The organism is Spongiactinospora rosea, assembly GCF_003315795.1.
Classification (GTDB): domain Bacteria; phylum Actinomycetota; class Actinomycetes; order Streptosporangiales; family Streptosporangiaceae; genus Spongiactinospora; species Spongiactinospora rosea.
Map to the genome: position 1 here is coordinate 891,275 of NZ_QMEY01000001.1, position 15,504 is coordinate 906,778.

At 69.2% G+C, this 15,504-nt stretch carries 19 protein-coding genes, 1 tRNA gene and 1 pseudogene; 14 read left to right on the top strand and 7 right to left on the bottom strand.

The genetic code is table 11. The annotated features are described in order from the left end of the window. The first annotated feature begins 47 nt into the window (after nt 1–47). Both DP939_RS04695 and DP939_RS04700 read left to right on the top strand, forming a co-directional pair. On the top strand, nt 48–1,172 hold the full coding sequence (locus tag DP939_RS04695) for a sensor histidine kinase (protein ID WP_113979514.1): 1,125 nt from the start codon (nt 48–50) through the stop codon (nt 1,170–1,172). Next, nucleotides 1,169–1,858 carry a response regulator transcription factor gene (locus tag DP939_RS04700; protein WP_111169334.1) on the top strand — a complete coding sequence of 230 codons (690 nt, stop codon included), beginning with the start codon at nt 1,169–1,171 and terminating at the stop codon, nt 1,856–1,858. Before DP939_RS04695 ends, DP939_RS04700 begins: the two co-directional genes overlap by 4 nt. Before the next feature lie 110 nt (nt 1,859–1,968). Here DP939_RS04700 and DP939_RS46010 read toward each other — a convergent pair whose 3' ends face one another. Further along, nucleotides 1,969–2,622, bottom strand: coding sequence for a copper chaperone PCu(A)C (locus DP939_RS46010; protein ID WP_158578460.1), 654 nt, complete (start codon nt 2,620–2,622; stop codon nt 1,969–1,971). 329 nt (nt 2,623–2,951) lie between these two features. On the opposite strand from DP939_RS46010, the gene DP939_RS04710 reads away from it, so the two are divergent. From DP939_RS04710 to DP939_RS04725, 4 genes are all read left to right on the top strand, one after another. Further along, the gene (locus tag DP939_RS04710; protein ID WP_111169336.1) at nt 2,952–3,434 is read left to right on the top strand and encodes a CarD family transcriptional regulator; all 483 of its coding nucleotides are present in this window, start codon (nt 2,952–2,954) and stop codon (nt 3,432–3,434) included. 17 nt (nt 3,435–3,451) lie between these two features. Beyond that, nucleotides 3,452–3,910: a 2-C-methyl-D-erythritol 2,4-cyclodiphosphate synthase gene (ispF, locus tag DP939_RS04715; protein WP_199564930.1), complete on the top strand. Its 459-nt coding sequence runs from the start codon at nt 3,452–3,454 to the stop codon at nt 3,908–3,910. Nucleotides 3,911–4,201: 291 nt separating this feature from the next. Further along, nucleotides 4,202–4,471, top strand: coding sequence for a GlsB/YeaQ/YmgE family stress response membrane protein (locus tag DP939_RS04720; protein ID WP_113979199.1), 270 nt, complete (start codon nt 4,202–4,204; stop codon nt 4,469–4,471). A gap of 100 nt (nt 4,472–4,571) precedes the next feature. Further along, complete coding sequence (locus DP939_RS04725) at nt 4,572–4,838, top strand: GlsB/YeaQ/YmgE family stress response membrane protein (RefSeq protein ID WP_113979201.1); 267 nt, start codon at nt 4,572–4,574, stop codon at nt 4,836–4,838. A 144-nt stretch (nt 4,839–4,982) separates the two neighbouring features. Here DP939_RS04725 and DP939_RS46720 read toward each other — a convergent pair whose 3' ends face one another. Continuing rightward, nucleotides 4,983–6,116 carry a hypothetical protein gene (locus DP939_RS46720; RefSeq protein ID WP_113979204.1) on the bottom strand — a complete coding sequence of 378 codons (1,134 nt, stop codon included), beginning with the start codon at nt 6,114–6,116 and terminating at the stop codon, nt 4,983–4,985. A gap of 159 nt (nt 6,117–6,275) precedes the next feature. Between DP939_RS46720 and cysS the strand changes: the two genes are divergently transcribed. The 3 genes from cysS (at nt 6,276) to DP939_RS04745 (ending at nt 8,763) form a co-directional block, all read left to right on the top strand. Next, on the top strand, nt 6,276–7,673 hold the full coding sequence (gene cysS / locus DP939_RS04735) for a cysteine--tRNA ligase (protein ID WP_113979206.1): 1,398 nt from the start codon (nt 6,276–6,278) through the stop codon (nt 7,671–7,673). A 20-nt stretch (nt 7,674–7,693) separates the two neighbouring features. Beyond that, complete coding sequence (rlmB, locus tag DP939_RS04740) at nt 7,694–8,641, top strand: 23S rRNA (guanosine(2251)-2'-O)-methyltransferase RlmB (RefSeq protein ID WP_113979208.1); 948 nt, start codon at nt 7,694–7,696, stop codon at nt 8,639–8,641. A gap of 49 nt (nt 8,642–8,690) precedes the next feature. Beyond that, nucleotides 8,691–8,763 (top strand) — tRNA-Thr (locus DP939_RS04745). Here the strand turns inward: DP939_RS04745 and DP939_RS04750 are convergent. Then, nucleotides 8,737–9,135 (bottom strand): tyrosine-type recombinase/integrase, encoded by a 399-nt coding sequence (locus DP939_RS04750; RefSeq protein ID WP_113979211.1) that lies wholly within the window; start codon nt 9,133–9,135, stop codon nt 8,737–8,739. The two genes, DP939_RS04745 and DP939_RS04750, sit on opposite strands and share 27 nt — an antisense overlap. Before the next feature lie 99 nt (nt 9,136–9,234). Here DP939_RS04750 and DP939_RS47580 point away from each other — a divergent pair. After that, nucleotides 9,235–10,220: pseudogene (locus DP939_RS47580) on the top strand (DUF3987 domain-containing protein). A 207-nt stretch (nt 10,221–10,427) separates the two neighbouring features. Here DP939_RS47580 and DP939_RS04765 read toward each other — a convergent pair. Continuing rightward, nucleotides 10,428–10,937 (bottom strand): hypothetical protein, encoded by a 510-nt coding sequence (locus tag DP939_RS04765; RefSeq protein ID WP_113979221.1) that lies wholly within the window; start codon nt 10,935–10,937, stop codon nt 10,428–10,430. A gap of 634 nt (nt 10,938–11,571) precedes the next feature. Next, nucleotides 11,572–11,748, bottom strand: coding sequence for a hypothetical protein (locus DP939_RS46015; RefSeq protein WP_158578462.1), 177 nt, complete (start codon nt 11,746–11,748; stop codon nt 11,572–11,574). Between the two features lie 228 nt (nt 11,749–11,976). Here DP939_RS46015 and DP939_RS04770 point away from each other — a divergent pair, with 228 nt between their 5' ends. From DP939_RS04770 to DP939_RS04780, 4 genes are all read left to right on the top strand, one after another. After that, nucleotides 11,977–12,252, top strand: coding sequence for a hypothetical protein (locus DP939_RS04770; protein ID WP_113979223.1), 276 nt, complete (start codon nt 11,977–11,979; stop codon nt 12,250–12,252). Nucleotides 12,253–12,676: 424 nt separating this feature from the next. Further along, nucleotides 12,677–13,000, top strand: coding sequence for a type ISP restriction/modification enzyme (locus DP939_RS49225; protein WP_225878070.1), 324 nt, complete (start codon nt 12,677–12,679; stop codon nt 12,998–13,000). A gap of 13 nt (nt 13,001–13,013) precedes the next feature. Further along, nucleotides 13,014–13,559: a winged helix-turn-helix domain-containing protein gene (locus DP939_RS04775; protein ID WP_113979226.1), complete on the top strand. Its 546-nt coding sequence runs from the start codon at nt 13,014–13,016 to the stop codon at nt 13,557–13,559. Between the two features lie 97 nt (nt 13,560–13,656). After that, entirely contained in the window at nt 13,657–14,091 is a 435-nt protein-coding gene (locus DP939_RS04780) for a transposase (RefSeq protein WP_199564931.1), read from the top strand. A gap of 142 nt (nt 14,092–14,233) precedes the next feature. Here the strand turns inward: DP939_RS04780 and DP939_RS04785 are convergent, their stop codons facing one another. Further along, nucleotides 14,234–15,133, bottom strand: coding sequence for a hypothetical protein (locus tag DP939_RS04785; protein WP_113979228.1), 900 nt, complete (start codon nt 15,131–15,133; stop codon nt 14,234–14,236). Further along, a complete protein-coding gene (locus DP939_RS04790) occupies nt 15,130–15,450 on the bottom strand; it encodes a PadR family transcriptional regulator (protein ID WP_113979231.1) in 321 nt (106 codons plus the stop codon). Before DP939_RS04790 ends, DP939_RS04785 begins: the two co-directional genes overlap by 4 nt. Nucleotides 15,451–15,504: the final 54 nt, after the last annotated feature.

Sequence of the window (15,504 nt, forward strand, 5' to 3'; positions counted from 1 at the left end):
CGAGTCTGGCGGCACTGGCGGGGTTCGTGGTGGGCGCGTTGGCCGTGATGGCCGTACGCAACCACTTCGAACACCGGCGCGTGCCCGACGCCACCGGCGAATCCGAGGCAGCGGCCCTGCCCAACGGCGTCGCGTCGGTGCTGGCCGTACTACCGTCGTCGGCCGTGGTCCTCGATCGCGAGGACCGCGTGCTGCGCGCCAGTTCCGCCGCCCGGGCCTTCGGGCTCGTCAAGGGCGACCGGATGATGGCCGTTGAGCTGCTTGCGCTGGCCAGGCAGGTGCGCAGGGACGGCGAGATCAGGGAGAGCGAGATCGAGGTGGCCGGGCACAAGTTCGGCCAGGAGGCCACCTCCTTCGCGGTCCGGGTGGCCCCGCTCGGGTCGCACGGCCAGGTCCTGGTGCTCGCCGAAGACCAGACCGAGCGGCGCAGGGTCGAGGCCGTCCGCCGCGACTTCGTGGCCAACGTCAGCCACGAGCTGAAGACCCCCGTAGGGGCGCTGAGCCTGCTCGCCGAGACCATCCAGGACGCGGCCGACGACCCCGAGGCCGTCACCCGCTTCGCCGGGCGCATGCAGCACGAGGCCGCCAGGCTCAACTACCTGGTGCAAGACCTCATCACGCTGTCCAGGATCCAGGGCGGCGAGCCCATCCCGACCCCCGGCCCCGTGCCGGTGGACGAGGCGATGCACGAGGCGATCGACCGGTGCAACACCAAGGCCGCCGCCAAGGACATCACCCTCGTCGCCGGCGGCACGGAGGGCCTGCGGGTCTGGGGCGACGACGAACTGCTGGTCACCGCGTTGCGCAACCTGATCGACAACGCCGTGGCCTACAGCCCCGAGCACACCCGCGTGGTGGTCAGCGCCCGTCCCGCGGGGGAGTCCGTCGAGATAAGCGTGAGCGATCAGGGCATCGGCATCCCGGAGGGCGCCCAGGAGCGCATCTTCGAGCGGTTCTTCCGGGTGGACGCGGCGCGGTCGAGGGCCACCGGGGGCACCGGTCTCGGCCTCGCCATCGTCAAGCACGTGTCCGTCGCGCACGGCGGTGAGGTGACGGTCTGGAGCAAGGAAGGCTCCGGGTCCACCTTCACGCTGCGTCTGCCGGCGTTCGGCGGTACGGCCGTCACCGAACCGCACAGCACAACCACAACTCCCCTGGAGGCCGCGAAGTGACCCGCGTACTCGTCGTAGAGGACGAGGAGTCGTTCTCCGACGCGCTGTCGTACATGCTGCGCAAGGAGGGGTTCGAGGTCGCGGTCGCGGCCACCGGCCCCGAGGCGCTCGACACCTTCGACCGCAACGGCGCAGACCTGGTGCTGCTCGACCTGATGCTTCCCGGCCTGCCGGGCACGGAGGTCTGCCGCTCGCTGCGGCAGCGGTCCAAGGTGCCGGTGATCATGCTGACCGCCAAGGACAGCGAGATCGACAAGGTCGTCGGGCTGGAGCTGGGCGCCGACGACTACGTGACCAAGCCGTTCTCCTCGCGCGAGCTGGTGGCCCGCATCCGCGCCGTGCTGCGCAGGCAGGGCGACGTCGAGGAGCTGGAGTCCGCCGTGCTGACCGCAGGGCCGGTGCGGATGGACGTCGACCGGCACATCGTGGCCGTGCGCGGGCGGCAGGTGCAGCTTCCGCTGAAGGAGTTCGAGCTGCTCGAGGTGCTGCTGCGCAACGCGGGGCGGGTCCTCACCCGGGGGCAGCTGATCGACCGCGTCTGGGGGGCCGACTACGTCGGTGACACCAAGACGCTCGACGTGCACGTCAAGCGGCTGCGGGCGAAGGTCGAGTCCGATCCGTCCAACCCGCGGTGCATCCTCACCGTGCGCGGACTCGGCTACAAGTTCGATCCCGTCGACGAATGAGCCCTCCCCGCCCGCGCGTGATCGTGCGGGCGGGCGGGCGGGATGCGAAAGGGCCCGGTCTGTCACGTCCTCGGGGGGCGTGACAGACCGGGCCCTTTCGTCGTACCGGGTCAGTGACCGCCGGTCGAGGCGTCCTCCGTGGCCGTGGCCGTGGCCGTGGCGGCGGGCGTCGCCGTCGGGGCCGGGGTGGGGCCGGTCGTCGGCGTCTGCTGCGTGGTCGGCGCGGGCGCGGGCGACCAGGTGGCGAACTCCCGGCTGCGGGCGACCACAGGCAGGGTCACGTCCACCGCGCCCGCGTTGGCGAACTGCAGGCTCACCGCGATGTACTCGCCACCGGCCAGATCCTTCGTCAGGCCCTCGATGACCAGGGGCGTCGCCCCCGCGCCCGGGGCGGGCGTGGCGCCCGGAGCGGCGGCGCCCGCGGTGCTCACCCGCTTGTCACGCGGCAGGACGATGGGCGCGGCCAGCTTCACCGTGCCAGCGTCGCCGGGCACCACCCCGACGAGCTGGTCGTCCTGCTGCTCGATGTTGGTCAGCGACAGGTAGATGGGCGCGGACCCGCCCTTGGGCAGCTTGCCGCCCGGTTCCGGGCCGAGCACGAAGCCCTGCGAGATCTGGATGCCTCGCACGGTGGTGGCCCGTGCCTCGGTGGGCGAGTAGTGCTTGACGGTCGTGGCGTCGAATCCTGCGGCGCAGCCGGCCAGTACCGGGGCTGCGAGGAACGCGGCGGCGGCGATCGCCCAGCGACGGCTGGTGCGGGTCACGGTCGGATTTCCCCTTCTCGCGCGTGGAGGGTGGTGAGCAGGGTAACCCTATCCGTCACGACAGGCGGTACTTGCTCCGGCCCTTGCGCCACGCGGGCCGAGGAGGGGTACCGAACGGGCATTTGATGGGCAATCGACGACCTTCCGAGGGCCGCTGTAAGAACTGCGCCCACGCAGGTCACCACCTATGTCAGGGTTTGTGATTCACATAGTCGATGGTTTGTCAAGCCCTAAAATGAGCCTTTGACCTGCAGTTATGGTGATTTCACTGTTCCGGGAGGCTGTGGATGCGTGGTACTCTGGAGTACAGCGGAAGGGGTATCTGTCACATGACTTTCCAGGTCGGCGACACTGTCGTCTACCCCCATCATGGGGCTGCTCGCATCGAAGCCATCACGACCCGGACCATCCAGGGTGCGGAAAAGACCTATCTGGTGCTGAAGGTCGACAAGGGCGATCTTACCGTCCAGGTTCCGGCTGAGAACGCCGAACTCGTCGGCGTGCGCGACGTTGTCGGCCAGGAGGGTCTGGAGCGCGTCTTCGACGTGCTGCGCATGCCGCACACGGAAGAGCCCACCAACTGGTCTCGCCGGTACAAGGCAAACCTGGAGAAGCTGGCGTCCGGCGACGTCAACAAGGTTGCCGAAGTGGTGCGGGATCTCTGGCGGCGCGACAAGGAGCGCGGCCTGTCCGCCGGCGAGAAGCGCATGCTCGCCAAGGCGCGGCAGATCCTGGTGAGCGAGCTCGCTCTGGCCGAGAAGACCAACGAAGACAAGGCAGAGGCCCTGCTGGACGAGGTCCTCAACTCCTGAACACGATATTTCCACGGGTGGGCGTCGGGGTCGATGTCCACCCGTTCGCATCCGGGCGGGAGCTGCACCTCGCCGGCCTGCACTGGCCGGGCGAGACCGGCCTCGCCGGCCACTCCGACGGCGACGCCGCCGCCCACGCGGCGTGCGACGCGCTGCTGTCCGCGTCCGGCCTCGGCGACCTCGGCGGGCTCTTCGGCACTGCCGACCCGCGCTGGGCCGGGGCCTCGGGCGTCGCGCTGCTCACCGAGACGGCCCGGCTGGTACGCCAGGCGGGCTTCGAGATCGGCAACGTCGCGATCCAGGTGATCGGCAACCGGCCCCGGATGGCCGCCCGCCGTACCGAGGCCGAGAAGGCCCTCAGCGCGGCCGTGGCGGCCCCGGTGAGCCTCTCCGCCACTACGACCGACGGTCTGGGTCTCACGGGCCGTGGCGAGGGCGTGGCGGCCGTGGCGACCGCCCTCGTGGTCGCGGTGTGACGGGTGCGCTCATGGGGGCCATTGACCGCCCGGCTTGACGCGGGGCGCGGTGTATCCGCAAATTTCGGTAAAGTAGCCGCCAACCAATGGGCGAATCCACGCGTCTCATTACCGGGAAACCGATTCGGTTAACCCAGCGGGCGGCGTGGATGTTCGCCCGGGTTCACGGCGGCGGTCCGTTTACTGGCGCGGTGCGGACCGCCGCCCTCAATCTGTTTTCAGCTTTCAGCCTGGTCAGGCTGGGTAGGCCCCCTGTAAGCGGAGCATGTCATCGGCATACGGGGGAGCGACATGCTTGGAACCATCATCTCGGCCATCGTGATCGGCGCCATCATCGGCGCGCTGGCCCGGCTCATCGTGCCGGGCAAACAGAACATGAGCTGGGGTCTCACGCTCATCGTGGGGATCGTGGCGGCACTGCTCGGCACACTGGTCGCGCAGTTGTTCGGCGTCGCGACGACATCCGGCATCGACTGGATCGAACTCCTCTTCCAGATCATCCTGGCGATCATAGGAGTGCTGATCGTGTCCCGGATGTCCGCGGGACGCGGCCGGGCCTAGCCTGCTGACCTGGGACTTCGCCGAACATCCGATTACTGCGGCGATTTCGGGTATCAGCCTCTGCGTGAGAGTGAAGGTCTCGCCCTCACGGGAGGTTGAAATGACCATCGAGTCCATTATCGGCGCGATCGTCATCGGTGCCGTCATCGGCGCGATCGGTCGGCTGCTGCTTCCTGGCAGGCAGGCGATCGGGTGGATCCTGACCATCGTCGTCGGGATCGTCGCCGCGCTCATAGGTACGGCGATCGCACAGGCGATCGGGGTGGAGACGACACCGGGGATCGACTGGATCGAGCTGCTGATGCAGGTCGTCCTCGCCATCGTCGGCGTCGGCCTGGTCGCGGGGCTGCGACGCGGCGCCCGATGACCCTGGCGGCCTCCACGGAGGGACACAGATCCCCGCCCCTCCGGTGGGCCCGCCGAAGACGTTGAGGATCGGCGCGGGCGGGGGCGCCGAAGAAACGGGCGTAATGCGATCAGCCGGGCCGTTCGGGCCCGGCTGATCGTGTGTTCACTCCTCGGGTGGCGTCGGAGTGCTGCGCACCCGGCCGGAGGGCGGTCCCGAATCGCCCGCCTCCGTCTCGCCGGTGCCGTCGGCGTGCCCACGCGCCTTCGGGGGTTCGTCGGAGAAGACGCGGAGCGGCTGGGTGTCGGGGCCCTCGTCGGTGTCCTGCCCCGTGTCGTCCTGGTCCTGGCTCGGACGCGGATGGACCAGTACGTCACCCGGACGCTTGCGCGGCAGGGTCTTGGCCAGGTCGCCCCAGCGCAGTGGCATGTCGGGGGCGCGCTCCTCCGGTACGGGGGGGCGGGCCGGCTCCTGCGCGACCTCCGCGGCCTCTTCCTCTTCCTCGTCGTCGAGGCCGATCCGCGGCTTGGGCATCGGTGAGGCGCCGGGGAGCCGCTTCGGTAGCTCGGGAGCGCGTTCCGGCTCGGCTGTGTCCTCAGCTGTGTGCTCGGGTGCGCGCTCAGGAGTCGGCTGAGACTCGGGTTCGGGCTCGGGCTCAGGCTCGGGCTCGGCGCGGTTCGGCGGGCGGAAGGGCACGATGTCGTCCTCCGCGCCGGTGTGGCTCGCGAGGGCTTCCCGGCGGGTCCCGGCGTGCTTGATCATCAGCAGCCAGAGCCAGAGGGCGACGGTGAGCATCACCCAGGGGGCGACCGCCACGCCGATGACCATGCCGATGGGGCCGTCGGGGGTCAGTGTTCCGGTGGGCGCGGGTACGGCCTGGCGTACGTCTATCGCGCCCACCGCCGCGGCCACCTCGGCGGCGCCCGCCGCGACCAGCAGCAGGACCAGCACCGCGCCCGCCTGGACCCGCACCACGGTCCGCCCGGTGCGCAGCAACAGGACGCTGATCAGCGCCACGGCCAGCAGCGCGTCGAACCCCGCGGGGTAGAGGTAGGCGAGGTCGGGGCGGGCCCGGCCGACGACGGCCAGCGCGCGCAGCTCGTCGAAGGAGAGCACGCACGCGACCGCGCCCAGCGCGACCACGCAGGCTCCCGCGAGCGCGATCGCGACGTGACGCAACGTCAGCCTCGCCCGGCCCGCGCGCTCGGCGGGCCGGGCCGCCGGGTCCGGCGACGACTGCTCGGTGAACGCATGCGGATGGACGGCGGGCGGGCCCGCCGCAGGGGGAGTAACGTCCATGACCCTCCGAGCCTACAGAAGCCGCTTCGCGCGGACGGTGGTTACGTGGCGGGGCGTATGGGGTAAATGACACGCATGCCGGATTCTGTGCCGCAGACCGGTGCCTCAACGTCGCGTAATCAGGCATGTGAGGTGGGGCGAAGGCGTTAGCCTGGCTAGGTGAGCCTGCACCTCTACGACACCAGCACGCGAACGGTTCGCGAATTCGTCCCGATCGAGCCCGGCCGGGTCTCGATCTATCTCTGTGGGGCCACCGTGCAGGCTCCGCCGCACATCGGGCACATCCGCTCCGGGGTCAACTTCGACGTGCTGCGACGCTGGCTGACGCGGTGCGAGTACGACGTGACCCTGTGCCGCAACGTCACCGACATCGATGACAAGATCATTCGGGTGGCGGGCGAGGAGGGCGTGCCGTGGTTCGTGGTCGCCGAGCGCAACCAGCGCGCCTTCACCTGGGCGTACCAGGTCCTCGGCTGCCTGCCGCCGACCGTCGAGCCGCGCGCCACCGGGCACGTCCCCGAGATGATCGAGCTGATGCAGCGGCTCATCGACCGCGGCCACGCCTACGCCGCCGACGGTGACGTCTACTTCGACGTGATGTCCTACGCCGACCGGTACGGCTCGCTGTCCAACCAGCGGCTCGACAACATGCGTCCCGCCGCCGACACCGACAACGATGGCTGCAAGCGCGACTCGCGCGACTTCGCGCTCTGGAAGGGCGCCAAGCCCGGCGAGCCGACCTGGCCGACGCCGTGGGGGCCGGGCCGGCCCGGCTGGCACCTGGAGTGCTCGGCGATGGCCACGAAGTACCTCGGGCCCACCTTCGACATCCACGGCGGCGGCGTCGACCTGATCTTCCCGCACCACGAGAACGAGCTGACCCAGTCCCAGGCGGCCGGCGACGGCTTCGCCCGCTACTGGATGCACAACTCGCTGCTCACCGTGGGCGGCGAGAAGATGGCCAAGTCCCAGGGCAACTCCCTGCTGATCCCGGCGATGCTGCAGAAGGTCCGCCCGGTCGAGCTGCGCTACTACCTGGTCGCGCCGCACTACCGCAGCGTGATCGACTACTCCGACGAGGCCCTGCAGGAGGCCGCCGCCGCCTACCGGCGGATCGAGGGGTTCGTCACCCGCGCCGCCGAGGTGATCCACGACGTCGACGCCGACGCCCCGCTGCCGGTCGAGTTCGCCGCGGCGCTCGACGACGACCTGGGGGTCCCGCAGGCGCTGGCGATCATCCACGAGGTGGTCCGCGAAGGCAACGTCGCGCTGGCCCAGGGCAACAAGGAGCAGGTCGCCAGGCTGCTCGCCGAAACCCAGAACATGCTCGACGTGCTCGGCCTCGACCCGCGTTCGGAGCAGTGGCGTTCGTCGGGCGACGACTCCGGGCTCCGGCAGACCGTCGACGCCCTGGTCGCGGTCGCCCTTGAGCAGCGGGAGGCCGCCCGCGCCCGCAAGGATTACGCGGCGGCCGACGGCATTCGCGACCGGCTCACCGGTGCCGGCATCGTCGTGGAGGACACCCCGGCCGGTCCTCGATGGGAAATCGCCCGCTGAACCCCCGCTAGGCTGTGCGCATGGCTGGTGGCGGAAAGAGGAAGGGTCCCACGCGGGGCACCGGTGGGCAGCGCCGTAGCGGCCTCAAGGGGCGGGGGGCGACTCCGCCCGCCCAGATGCGGCATTGGTTCAAGGACAAGCAGAAGGGCACCGGAGGCGACCGCGGCGAGCGGGCCGAGGGCCCGGGCACCGAGGCCCCGGCGCGGGCACGGCGCCCCAAGCGCGACGATACGCCCGAGGTCATGGGCGGGCGCAACCCGGTGGTCGAGGCGCTGCGCGCGGGCGTACCAGCGAACACGCTCTACGTCGCCCAGCGGGTCGACAACGACGACCGCATCCGCGAGGCCATCAAGCTGGCCAGCGACCGCGGCATCGCGCTCCTGGAGGTCTCCCGCGACAAGCTCGACCGGCTCACCGAGGGCACCGTCCACCAGGGTCTCGGCCTGCAGATCCCGCCGTACGACTACGCCCACCCCGACGACCTCGTCGCCGCGGCCCAGGACGCCGCCGAGATCCCGCTGATCGTCGCCCTCGACGGCGTCACCGACCCGCGCAACGTCGGCGCCATCGCCCGTTCCGCCACCGCCTTCGGCGCCCACGGCCTGCTCGTCCCCTCCCGCCGCTCGGCCGGAGTCACCGCGGGCGCCTGGAAGACCTCCGCCGGCACCCTCGCCACCATGCCGGTCGCCCGCGCCGCCAACCTCACCGCCGCCCTGCGCGCCTACCGCGACGCGGGCCTGTTCGTCCTCGGCCTCGACGGCGAAGCCCGCACCGACCTCGCCGACGCGGGCCTCGTCACCGAGCCCCTGGTCCTCGTCGTCGGCTCCGAGGGCAAGGGCCTCTCCCGCCTCGTCCGCGAAACCTGCGACGCCCTCGCCCGCATCCCCATGCGCGCCGCCGCCGAATCCCTCAACGCGGGCGTCGCCACCGGCATCGCCCTCTACGAGGTCTCCCGCCGCCGCTCGTGAATTATGTGGTTACGCTCGGCGTTCATCACGACTAGACTGGGTGATCCTTGCCGACGTAGCTCAATCGGCAGAGCGGCTGTCTTGTAAACAGCAGGTCAGGGGTTCGATTCCCCTCGTCGGCTCTCTGCGGCGCAGGCTTGGCCTGCACCGGGCCCCGTGCTGTCGCCTTCGAGGAGACGGCACGGGGAGCCCGTAGGGAGCCCGGCAGTTCTGGACACCGAGCGAGGCACGATCGCCGCGATCTTCTCCGCAGCGCTGTGAGCGACCTCCGGAAGTACCGACGTGTAGGTGTCCGACGTAATCGCCTGCGAGGAGTGCCGCAGCATCGCACTCACCGTCTTCATGTCCACCCCGGCCGCCAGCGCGAGCGTGGCCGCGCCGTGCCGGAGGTCGTGGAGCCGGATCGGCGGCAGGCCGATCTCGAATGCGATCCGCTCGAACTCCTCAGTCACCCACGCCGGATGCAGACCCGACCCGTCCTCCTTGGTGAACATCTTCCCCGAGCCCTGCCACGCCTCGCCCCACTCCAGCCGGTCCCGCGCAGGCTCGCCAAGACGGCCGAGGAGATCGCCACGGCCATGGACGCGGCGCAGATGGCCGCCGAGATCGAGATCCCCCGCGCCCCGCGGCTCACCGCCGACGACGTGACGCCCGCCCAGGCGTCCACGCTTCTGTACGAGAACGGCGGGCGCCTGGCCATCCTGTCGGCCGAAGGCACGTTCTTCGAACAGATCATGGGGCGCTATTCGAACGGCAAGCCAGACTTGGAACTGATCTTGAAGGGGCACGCGGGTGACCGGCTCGTGGTGGACCGGCGCGGCCTGGAGGAGTTCGTCGAGCGGCCCTCGCTCACCTTGGGGATCTGCATCCAGCCGCAACTCCTTCAGGACATCGCCGCCAAGAAGCAGATGACCGGCCGGGGGCTGTGGCCCGCCTGCTGCTATCGGTCCCGGCCGACCGCGTCGGCTTTAGGAACGTGACACCCGAGCTGCTCGACGACACGATCATCCGCGACTACACCGAGACGCTCAAGGGCCTGGTCGTCGATCTGCACGAGTGGACGGACCCGGCGCTCATCCCGCTGACCCCCGAGGCGCTCAAGCTCCACACCGAGTGGCGCGCGGAGATCGAGCCGCGCATGCGGCGCGGAACCGGCGACCTGGAGGCCCTGCGCGAGTGGGCGTCCAAGCTCGGCGGCCAGACCGCACGGCTCGCCAGACTCCTTCATCTGGCCGCCAACCCGGCCTGGGGCACACAGACGCCCATCTTGGGGGAGACCATGGCCGGCGCCATCGAGCTGGCGCAGTACTACGTGGAGCACGCCAAGGCGGCGTGTGGGGTGGTGAGCACCAACCCCGTCGTCGAGAAGGCTCAGGCCATCCTCGATTGGATCGGCAACCGCGATCAGATCAAGCCGCGGGAGATCCTGCGCGCCCTGCACCGCAGGTTCAGCGGCGCGGCAGAGGTGGGCTCCGCACTCCGGGTGCTTGAGGACCACGGATACGTCCGGCTCGCGCTGACGCTGTCCACCGGGGGACGCAAGCCCGTCGTCTACGACATGGACCCCAAGGGGCGGTGACAAAAGCCCGTCTTTCCGCCTCTGACCTGGCCCGACACCTGTCGCCGGAAGGCGTCGACAAAGCGGTGACGCAAGCCTGCGGCGGTAACAGAAGTCGCCGGAAGCTGTGTCAACAAGCCCCGGGACAAAAGAACCCGCAGATCAGGGCACACATGAGACTTCTGTCACCGCACTGTCCACACTCCCCGGTGACAGTGTTATCGCAGGTCAGACCCAAGATTCCGACTTTGTCACCGCCTTCCACCCACCCAAGAGAAAAGGAGCTGACACAACAGTGCCCCCCAACCACCAGAGGCGAGAACCAATGACCTCACGCGCCGACAAGACCGCAGAAGCCATCACCGAGGCATGAATCTTCTGGCTCGACCAGCACCCGATCAGCATCGGCGAACTCGTCCAGGACGGCATCGAGAAGGCCGCCCGCAAGTGGATGGACGCCAACGCCGACCGCCTCCCCGCCGCCATCGCCCACGAGATCGCCAAGAAGATCCCACCGCCCGACACGAACGAGGAGAAGTAGATGCCCGCGCCCGCGAAGATCAGGTCGCGGTCGTATGAGCTTTCGTTCTCCTCATCCGCGATGACGAGCGCGGCGAGCTCGTCGGCGGCCTCCTGTGGTGTGGGGATGCCGGGCGGATCGGCGTGGGCGATGCCGGCCATGGGGGCGAGAAGGGTGAGGGCGGCGAGTACGGTGCCGGCCGCGAGGGCGAGGCGCATGGGGGGTCCTTCCTGTCCCGGACCTCGGCCGGCCGGGAGGCTGGCAGGGGGCGAGGTGGGACAGGAGGGACTGTGTCAGCGGTGACACTCCATAGTCATACGCTTACGGTGAGAGTTCAATTGCCGCTGCCTGGAGCGAGTTCCGTGTCCGCTGCGCCGAAGCGACAGTGCTGATCGTTACCAGTTGACCCAAAACCACAGCTGATATCTGGCGGCCACGGGCCAGTTCTCGGGCACATACCTGCACTCGTGGGGGTGGACGGATCGGCGTCCGTCCCTGTGGCATGCGTTAAGACCTGACGGGGTGCCGGGATAGGCCCCCTGGTAACTCCACCCTCCTGCGGCGATGTTCGACGGGGCGGTGACCGGCGCCGCGGCGGCGGGTGCTGAGCCCAGCAGGGCGGGGCCGGCGGCGAGGGTGAGGGCCGTCCCTGCGAGGACGAGACCGCGTTTCCAGATGGACATGAGCTCTCCGATCGTCTTGCCAGGTCACACCGTTCTGTGTCACCCGGTCCATGTCGGTGAGCCTCACAGGCCGCGCTCACCGCGACCTCACCGCGCGCTCACCGGCTCAGGAGCACCCCATCAGGGCGGGGCTTGATTTCCTGGGCAGAAACGGGGGCGCGGTCAGGACCTACACGGCCGCCAGGCGCGCCGCTTCAGCCCAGGCGAGCAGCTGCTCCGCCAGCTCTTCGGCTTCCTCCGGCGAGTCGACCCTCCGGTGGGGCACCACCCACACTCCGCGCCCGTTGGGGCACGGCAGTAGCGCCCCCGGCTGCTGCTGTACGAGGGCCACCCGATCATTGTCCACCCGAAATATGAACGCCCCTCCGGCCGATCGTCCAGGGCGGCGCGCTGGACGTGGCTATGCGCCCGCCGACACAGGCGCGATGGCCGCAGCCTCCAGCGCGCCCAGGGCCGCGGGGCCCTCGCGCTGTCAGGGCGTCTATGTGAGGAACACACATGTTCTGGTGACGAACCGCATCTAGGCCGCCTTTGTCGCGGCTCCTACTGTGGAGGCATGACCAGAGGCTCAGTCATGCGGCTTGCGACCATCGCCGGGACGGCGCTGCTGATGACCACCGCGCTGGCGACGCCGGCGCATGCCGGTGGTCACTACCGATGCGCAATCGGATCCGTGACCCCGGCGGGAGACGAGTACAACCTGGACGCGCAGATCTGCGACGGGTCCGGGGCGTTCCTGGTGGATGTAACGATCACACGCGGCCCCGCCGCGGGCGACTACCGCTGTCGCATGGTCATGCACTTTCCCCTGACCGACAGCATCATCGGCGACGGCTGCCGGCCGATCTGAGCCGTGCTCCTCCAAGATCCCGGTCGGCGAGCGCCCACGACCACAGATCACCCGTGGGCGGGCACCCGGCCCATTTGTCCCCCAAACAAGCGCGCCCTCCTTCGGTTGTGCGGTCATCTGCGGTGTGGGTTGAGGGCCCGCCAGGCGCGCTGCCAGGCGGCGGACGGCGGCGGCGCGGCCTTGTAGGTGCCGGAGTCCGGGGTCGAGCAGACTCCGGGAGTCCGGAGGGGCGCTCATCAAGGTCTATGTCCGATGAGCCGGGACCTCGAGCCACTGGCGGCTGGGGCCCGGCCGAAGGTGGATGAGCGGGGCGTGGTGAGCGCCGAGGTTCGGACGCTGCCCGGCGGCACGCTGGACGACGGCCGCAGCCTGCTGCCCGCCCTGTCGGCGGCGGTGGGACGTTCTAGAGGGACAGACGCTCGACATTTATCTGAACGACTGTGTGCGCTGGCGCGAAGTGCCAGCGGCAGTCTGGGATTACAAGATAGGTGGCTTCCCAGTATTACGGAAGTGGCTGAGTTACCGTGAGAAGCGCGTCCTGAAGCGCGATCTGATAGTCGCTGAGGCTCGGGCTTTTACCGATATTGTGCGTCGACTCACCGCATTCGTGCTATACGGTCCCAAGCTTGACGCGAACTACCTTGAAGCAGTTAACCGTGCGGGGGTCCGTAATGGCGTGGTCGGAGATACAGAGGTTGAAGGGTTGAGGTGTATCGGCGTAGTTGCATGCTTTTCTGCCGGTCGGTGAGTATGCCGGAGGTATGCGGTATCCGGATGGTGGTGGCCTGACCCCGGCCGCCAGAGCCAAGCGCGAGCAGGTGCGCATGCACGCCGGGGAGTTATTCGCCGCGGGCGTTGCGCCCTCGCACGTCGCCAAGCGGCTGAGAGTGTCGCGCAAGTCCGCCTACGCCTGGCATCGCGCCTGGCAGGCCGGCGGAGTGCAAGCGCTGCGCTCGAAGGGGGCGAGCGGGGCGTCGTGCCGGTTGAACGAGCAGCAGCTGGGACGTCTGGAGGATGCCTTGGACGCCGGCCCGGCCGCCTGCGGGTGGGCTGAGGATCAGCGCTGGACGCTGGCGCGGGTGGCGGCGCTGATCGACCGGTTGTTCCGGATCTCCTACACCCCGCGCGGCGTGTCTTACCTGCTGCGCCGGCTCGGCTGGAGCCCGCAGGTACCGCAGCGCCGGGCAGCCGAGCGCGATGAGGAGGCCATCGCCACCTGGATCAAACAGGCCTGGCCGAGCGTGGAAAGACCGCCCGGGACCAGGAGGCGTGGATCTGCTTCGAAGACGAGGCAGGTCAATCACTGAGGCCGCCCAAGGCCCGTACCTGGTCCCGCCGGGGATCCACCCCGGTCATCACCATCACCGGCAAGGGCGCCGGACGCGTCTCGATCGCCGGCCTGTCATGCCTCAGACCCGGGCACCGCACCCGCCTGATCTACCACATGCTGCTGTATCGGGGCCGCCACGGGGGAAGGGCTTTCGCGAGGCCGACTACGCCCGCCTGCTGGATGCCGCCCACCAGCGGCTGGGCGGGCCGATCATGCTCGTCTGGGACGACCTGACCGCCCATCGGGACGCGTCGATGCGCCGGCTGATCGAGTCCCGCTCCTGGCCGGCCGTGTTCTACCTGCCCTCTTACGCGCCCGAACTCAACCCGGCCGAGAACGTGTGGTCCCACCTTGAACGCAGCCTGGGCAACCTCGCTCCCGCTACCCTCGACCAACTCGCCGCGTTGATCCGCACCCGGCTCAGGCGGATGCAGTACCGATCCAGCCTGCTGGACGCCTTCATCGCACACACCGGCCTGACCGTCACCGGGGCTCACCATGAACCCTGACCTTTCAATCTCTGTAGTGAGCGGGCCGATGTTCTCTACTCTCATCGCCCTGCGGGTTGTGTCCCCACTTCGGCGGTCTGGAGATATCTTGGCCGCGGCCGACCAGAGGCTCCTTCAGGAGAAGCCGCTGTCGCCTCGCGATTCATGTCGGGGATGAGTGTCGCTTGCGGGTGCGGTAAGCCGCGGTCAGCGCGGCTATGAGGAGGATGGTCAGCACGCTCCAATAGACCATGCCGCGGGTGCCCAGGTTGGTTACGTTCTCGGCGAGATAGATCAGGCCGGGGAGGAGGTAGATGGCGGCGGCGAGGGCCCATCGGCTGTCCCTGGCCGCGATGGTGGCGAGGAGGGCGACGAGGAATGCGAGGATTTCTAGTGCTGCCCGTGACTCGGGGGCGAATCCTGTGGATTGCAGGGCCCAATAGGCGAGGGGGACGAGGAGCCACAGCCCGGATCGGGCGGGCATCGTCTGCATCCAGCGGGATATTCGGGTCTTTGAGGGGGCGGATGCTGATCGGAAGGCGAGTATGGCCGAGCCGGCCACGATCAGCCAGTAAGGGGCGATCGCCGAGATGTCGCCGAAGCCTGGTCCGTAGTAAGGGATGGGGATTTCCACTGCCTCGTACATCAGGGGTCTGCTGACCTGTATGGCGGCGACCAGGGCCAGGGGCAGGGCCAGGCGTGTCCAGCCAAGGATGATCGCGAACAGGAGCACGATCATCAGGGCCGCCCATATGGCGGGGATCGGGTACGGGAGGATGCGGACGTTCATCGCGACGGTGGCGGCGGCTACGGCGAGGATGCCCAGATGTATTCCGTCCGCCCACCAAGGTGGTCCCGCGGGTCGTCTGGCGGCGCGGGCGCGGGCGGTGAAACCGCCGGTGAGGAGGGAGGCGGCTTCTCGGAGGGTCGGTCGGTGCCGGTGAGGACCGGCCGCCTCCAACAAGGTGCCGACCAGTTCGTCGCCGTGTTGCTCGCGATAGACCTTGGGGTAGGCGTGCAGAAGCCGGCGGTAGTGCCGTTCTAATGAGGGTGTGCTGCTCATATGCCGCTCACCGCCATCTGCCTGGTGACGAGTGAGGCCGCGCGGCGCAGTCGGGCCGCCTCGGTGCGGACTGCGGTGACGCCGTCGTCGGTGATGCGGTAGTAGCGTCGCGCGCGTCCGTTGACGATCTCTTCGCGTTCCACCGCCACCCATCCCGTCTCTGCGAGGCGGTCGAGGGCGCTGTACAAGGTGCCTACCGCGAGGTTCACGTCTCCGGAGGAGAGCGTGCGCACCGACTTGATGATGCCGTAGCCGTGCAGTGGCTCCCGTAGCAGAGCGGCGAGGATGAAGTAGGTCGCTTCGGACAGCTTGCTCATGGGGGCAGAATATATCGACGGTCGAAATATTGCCACGCTCTAACAGCTGGCCGG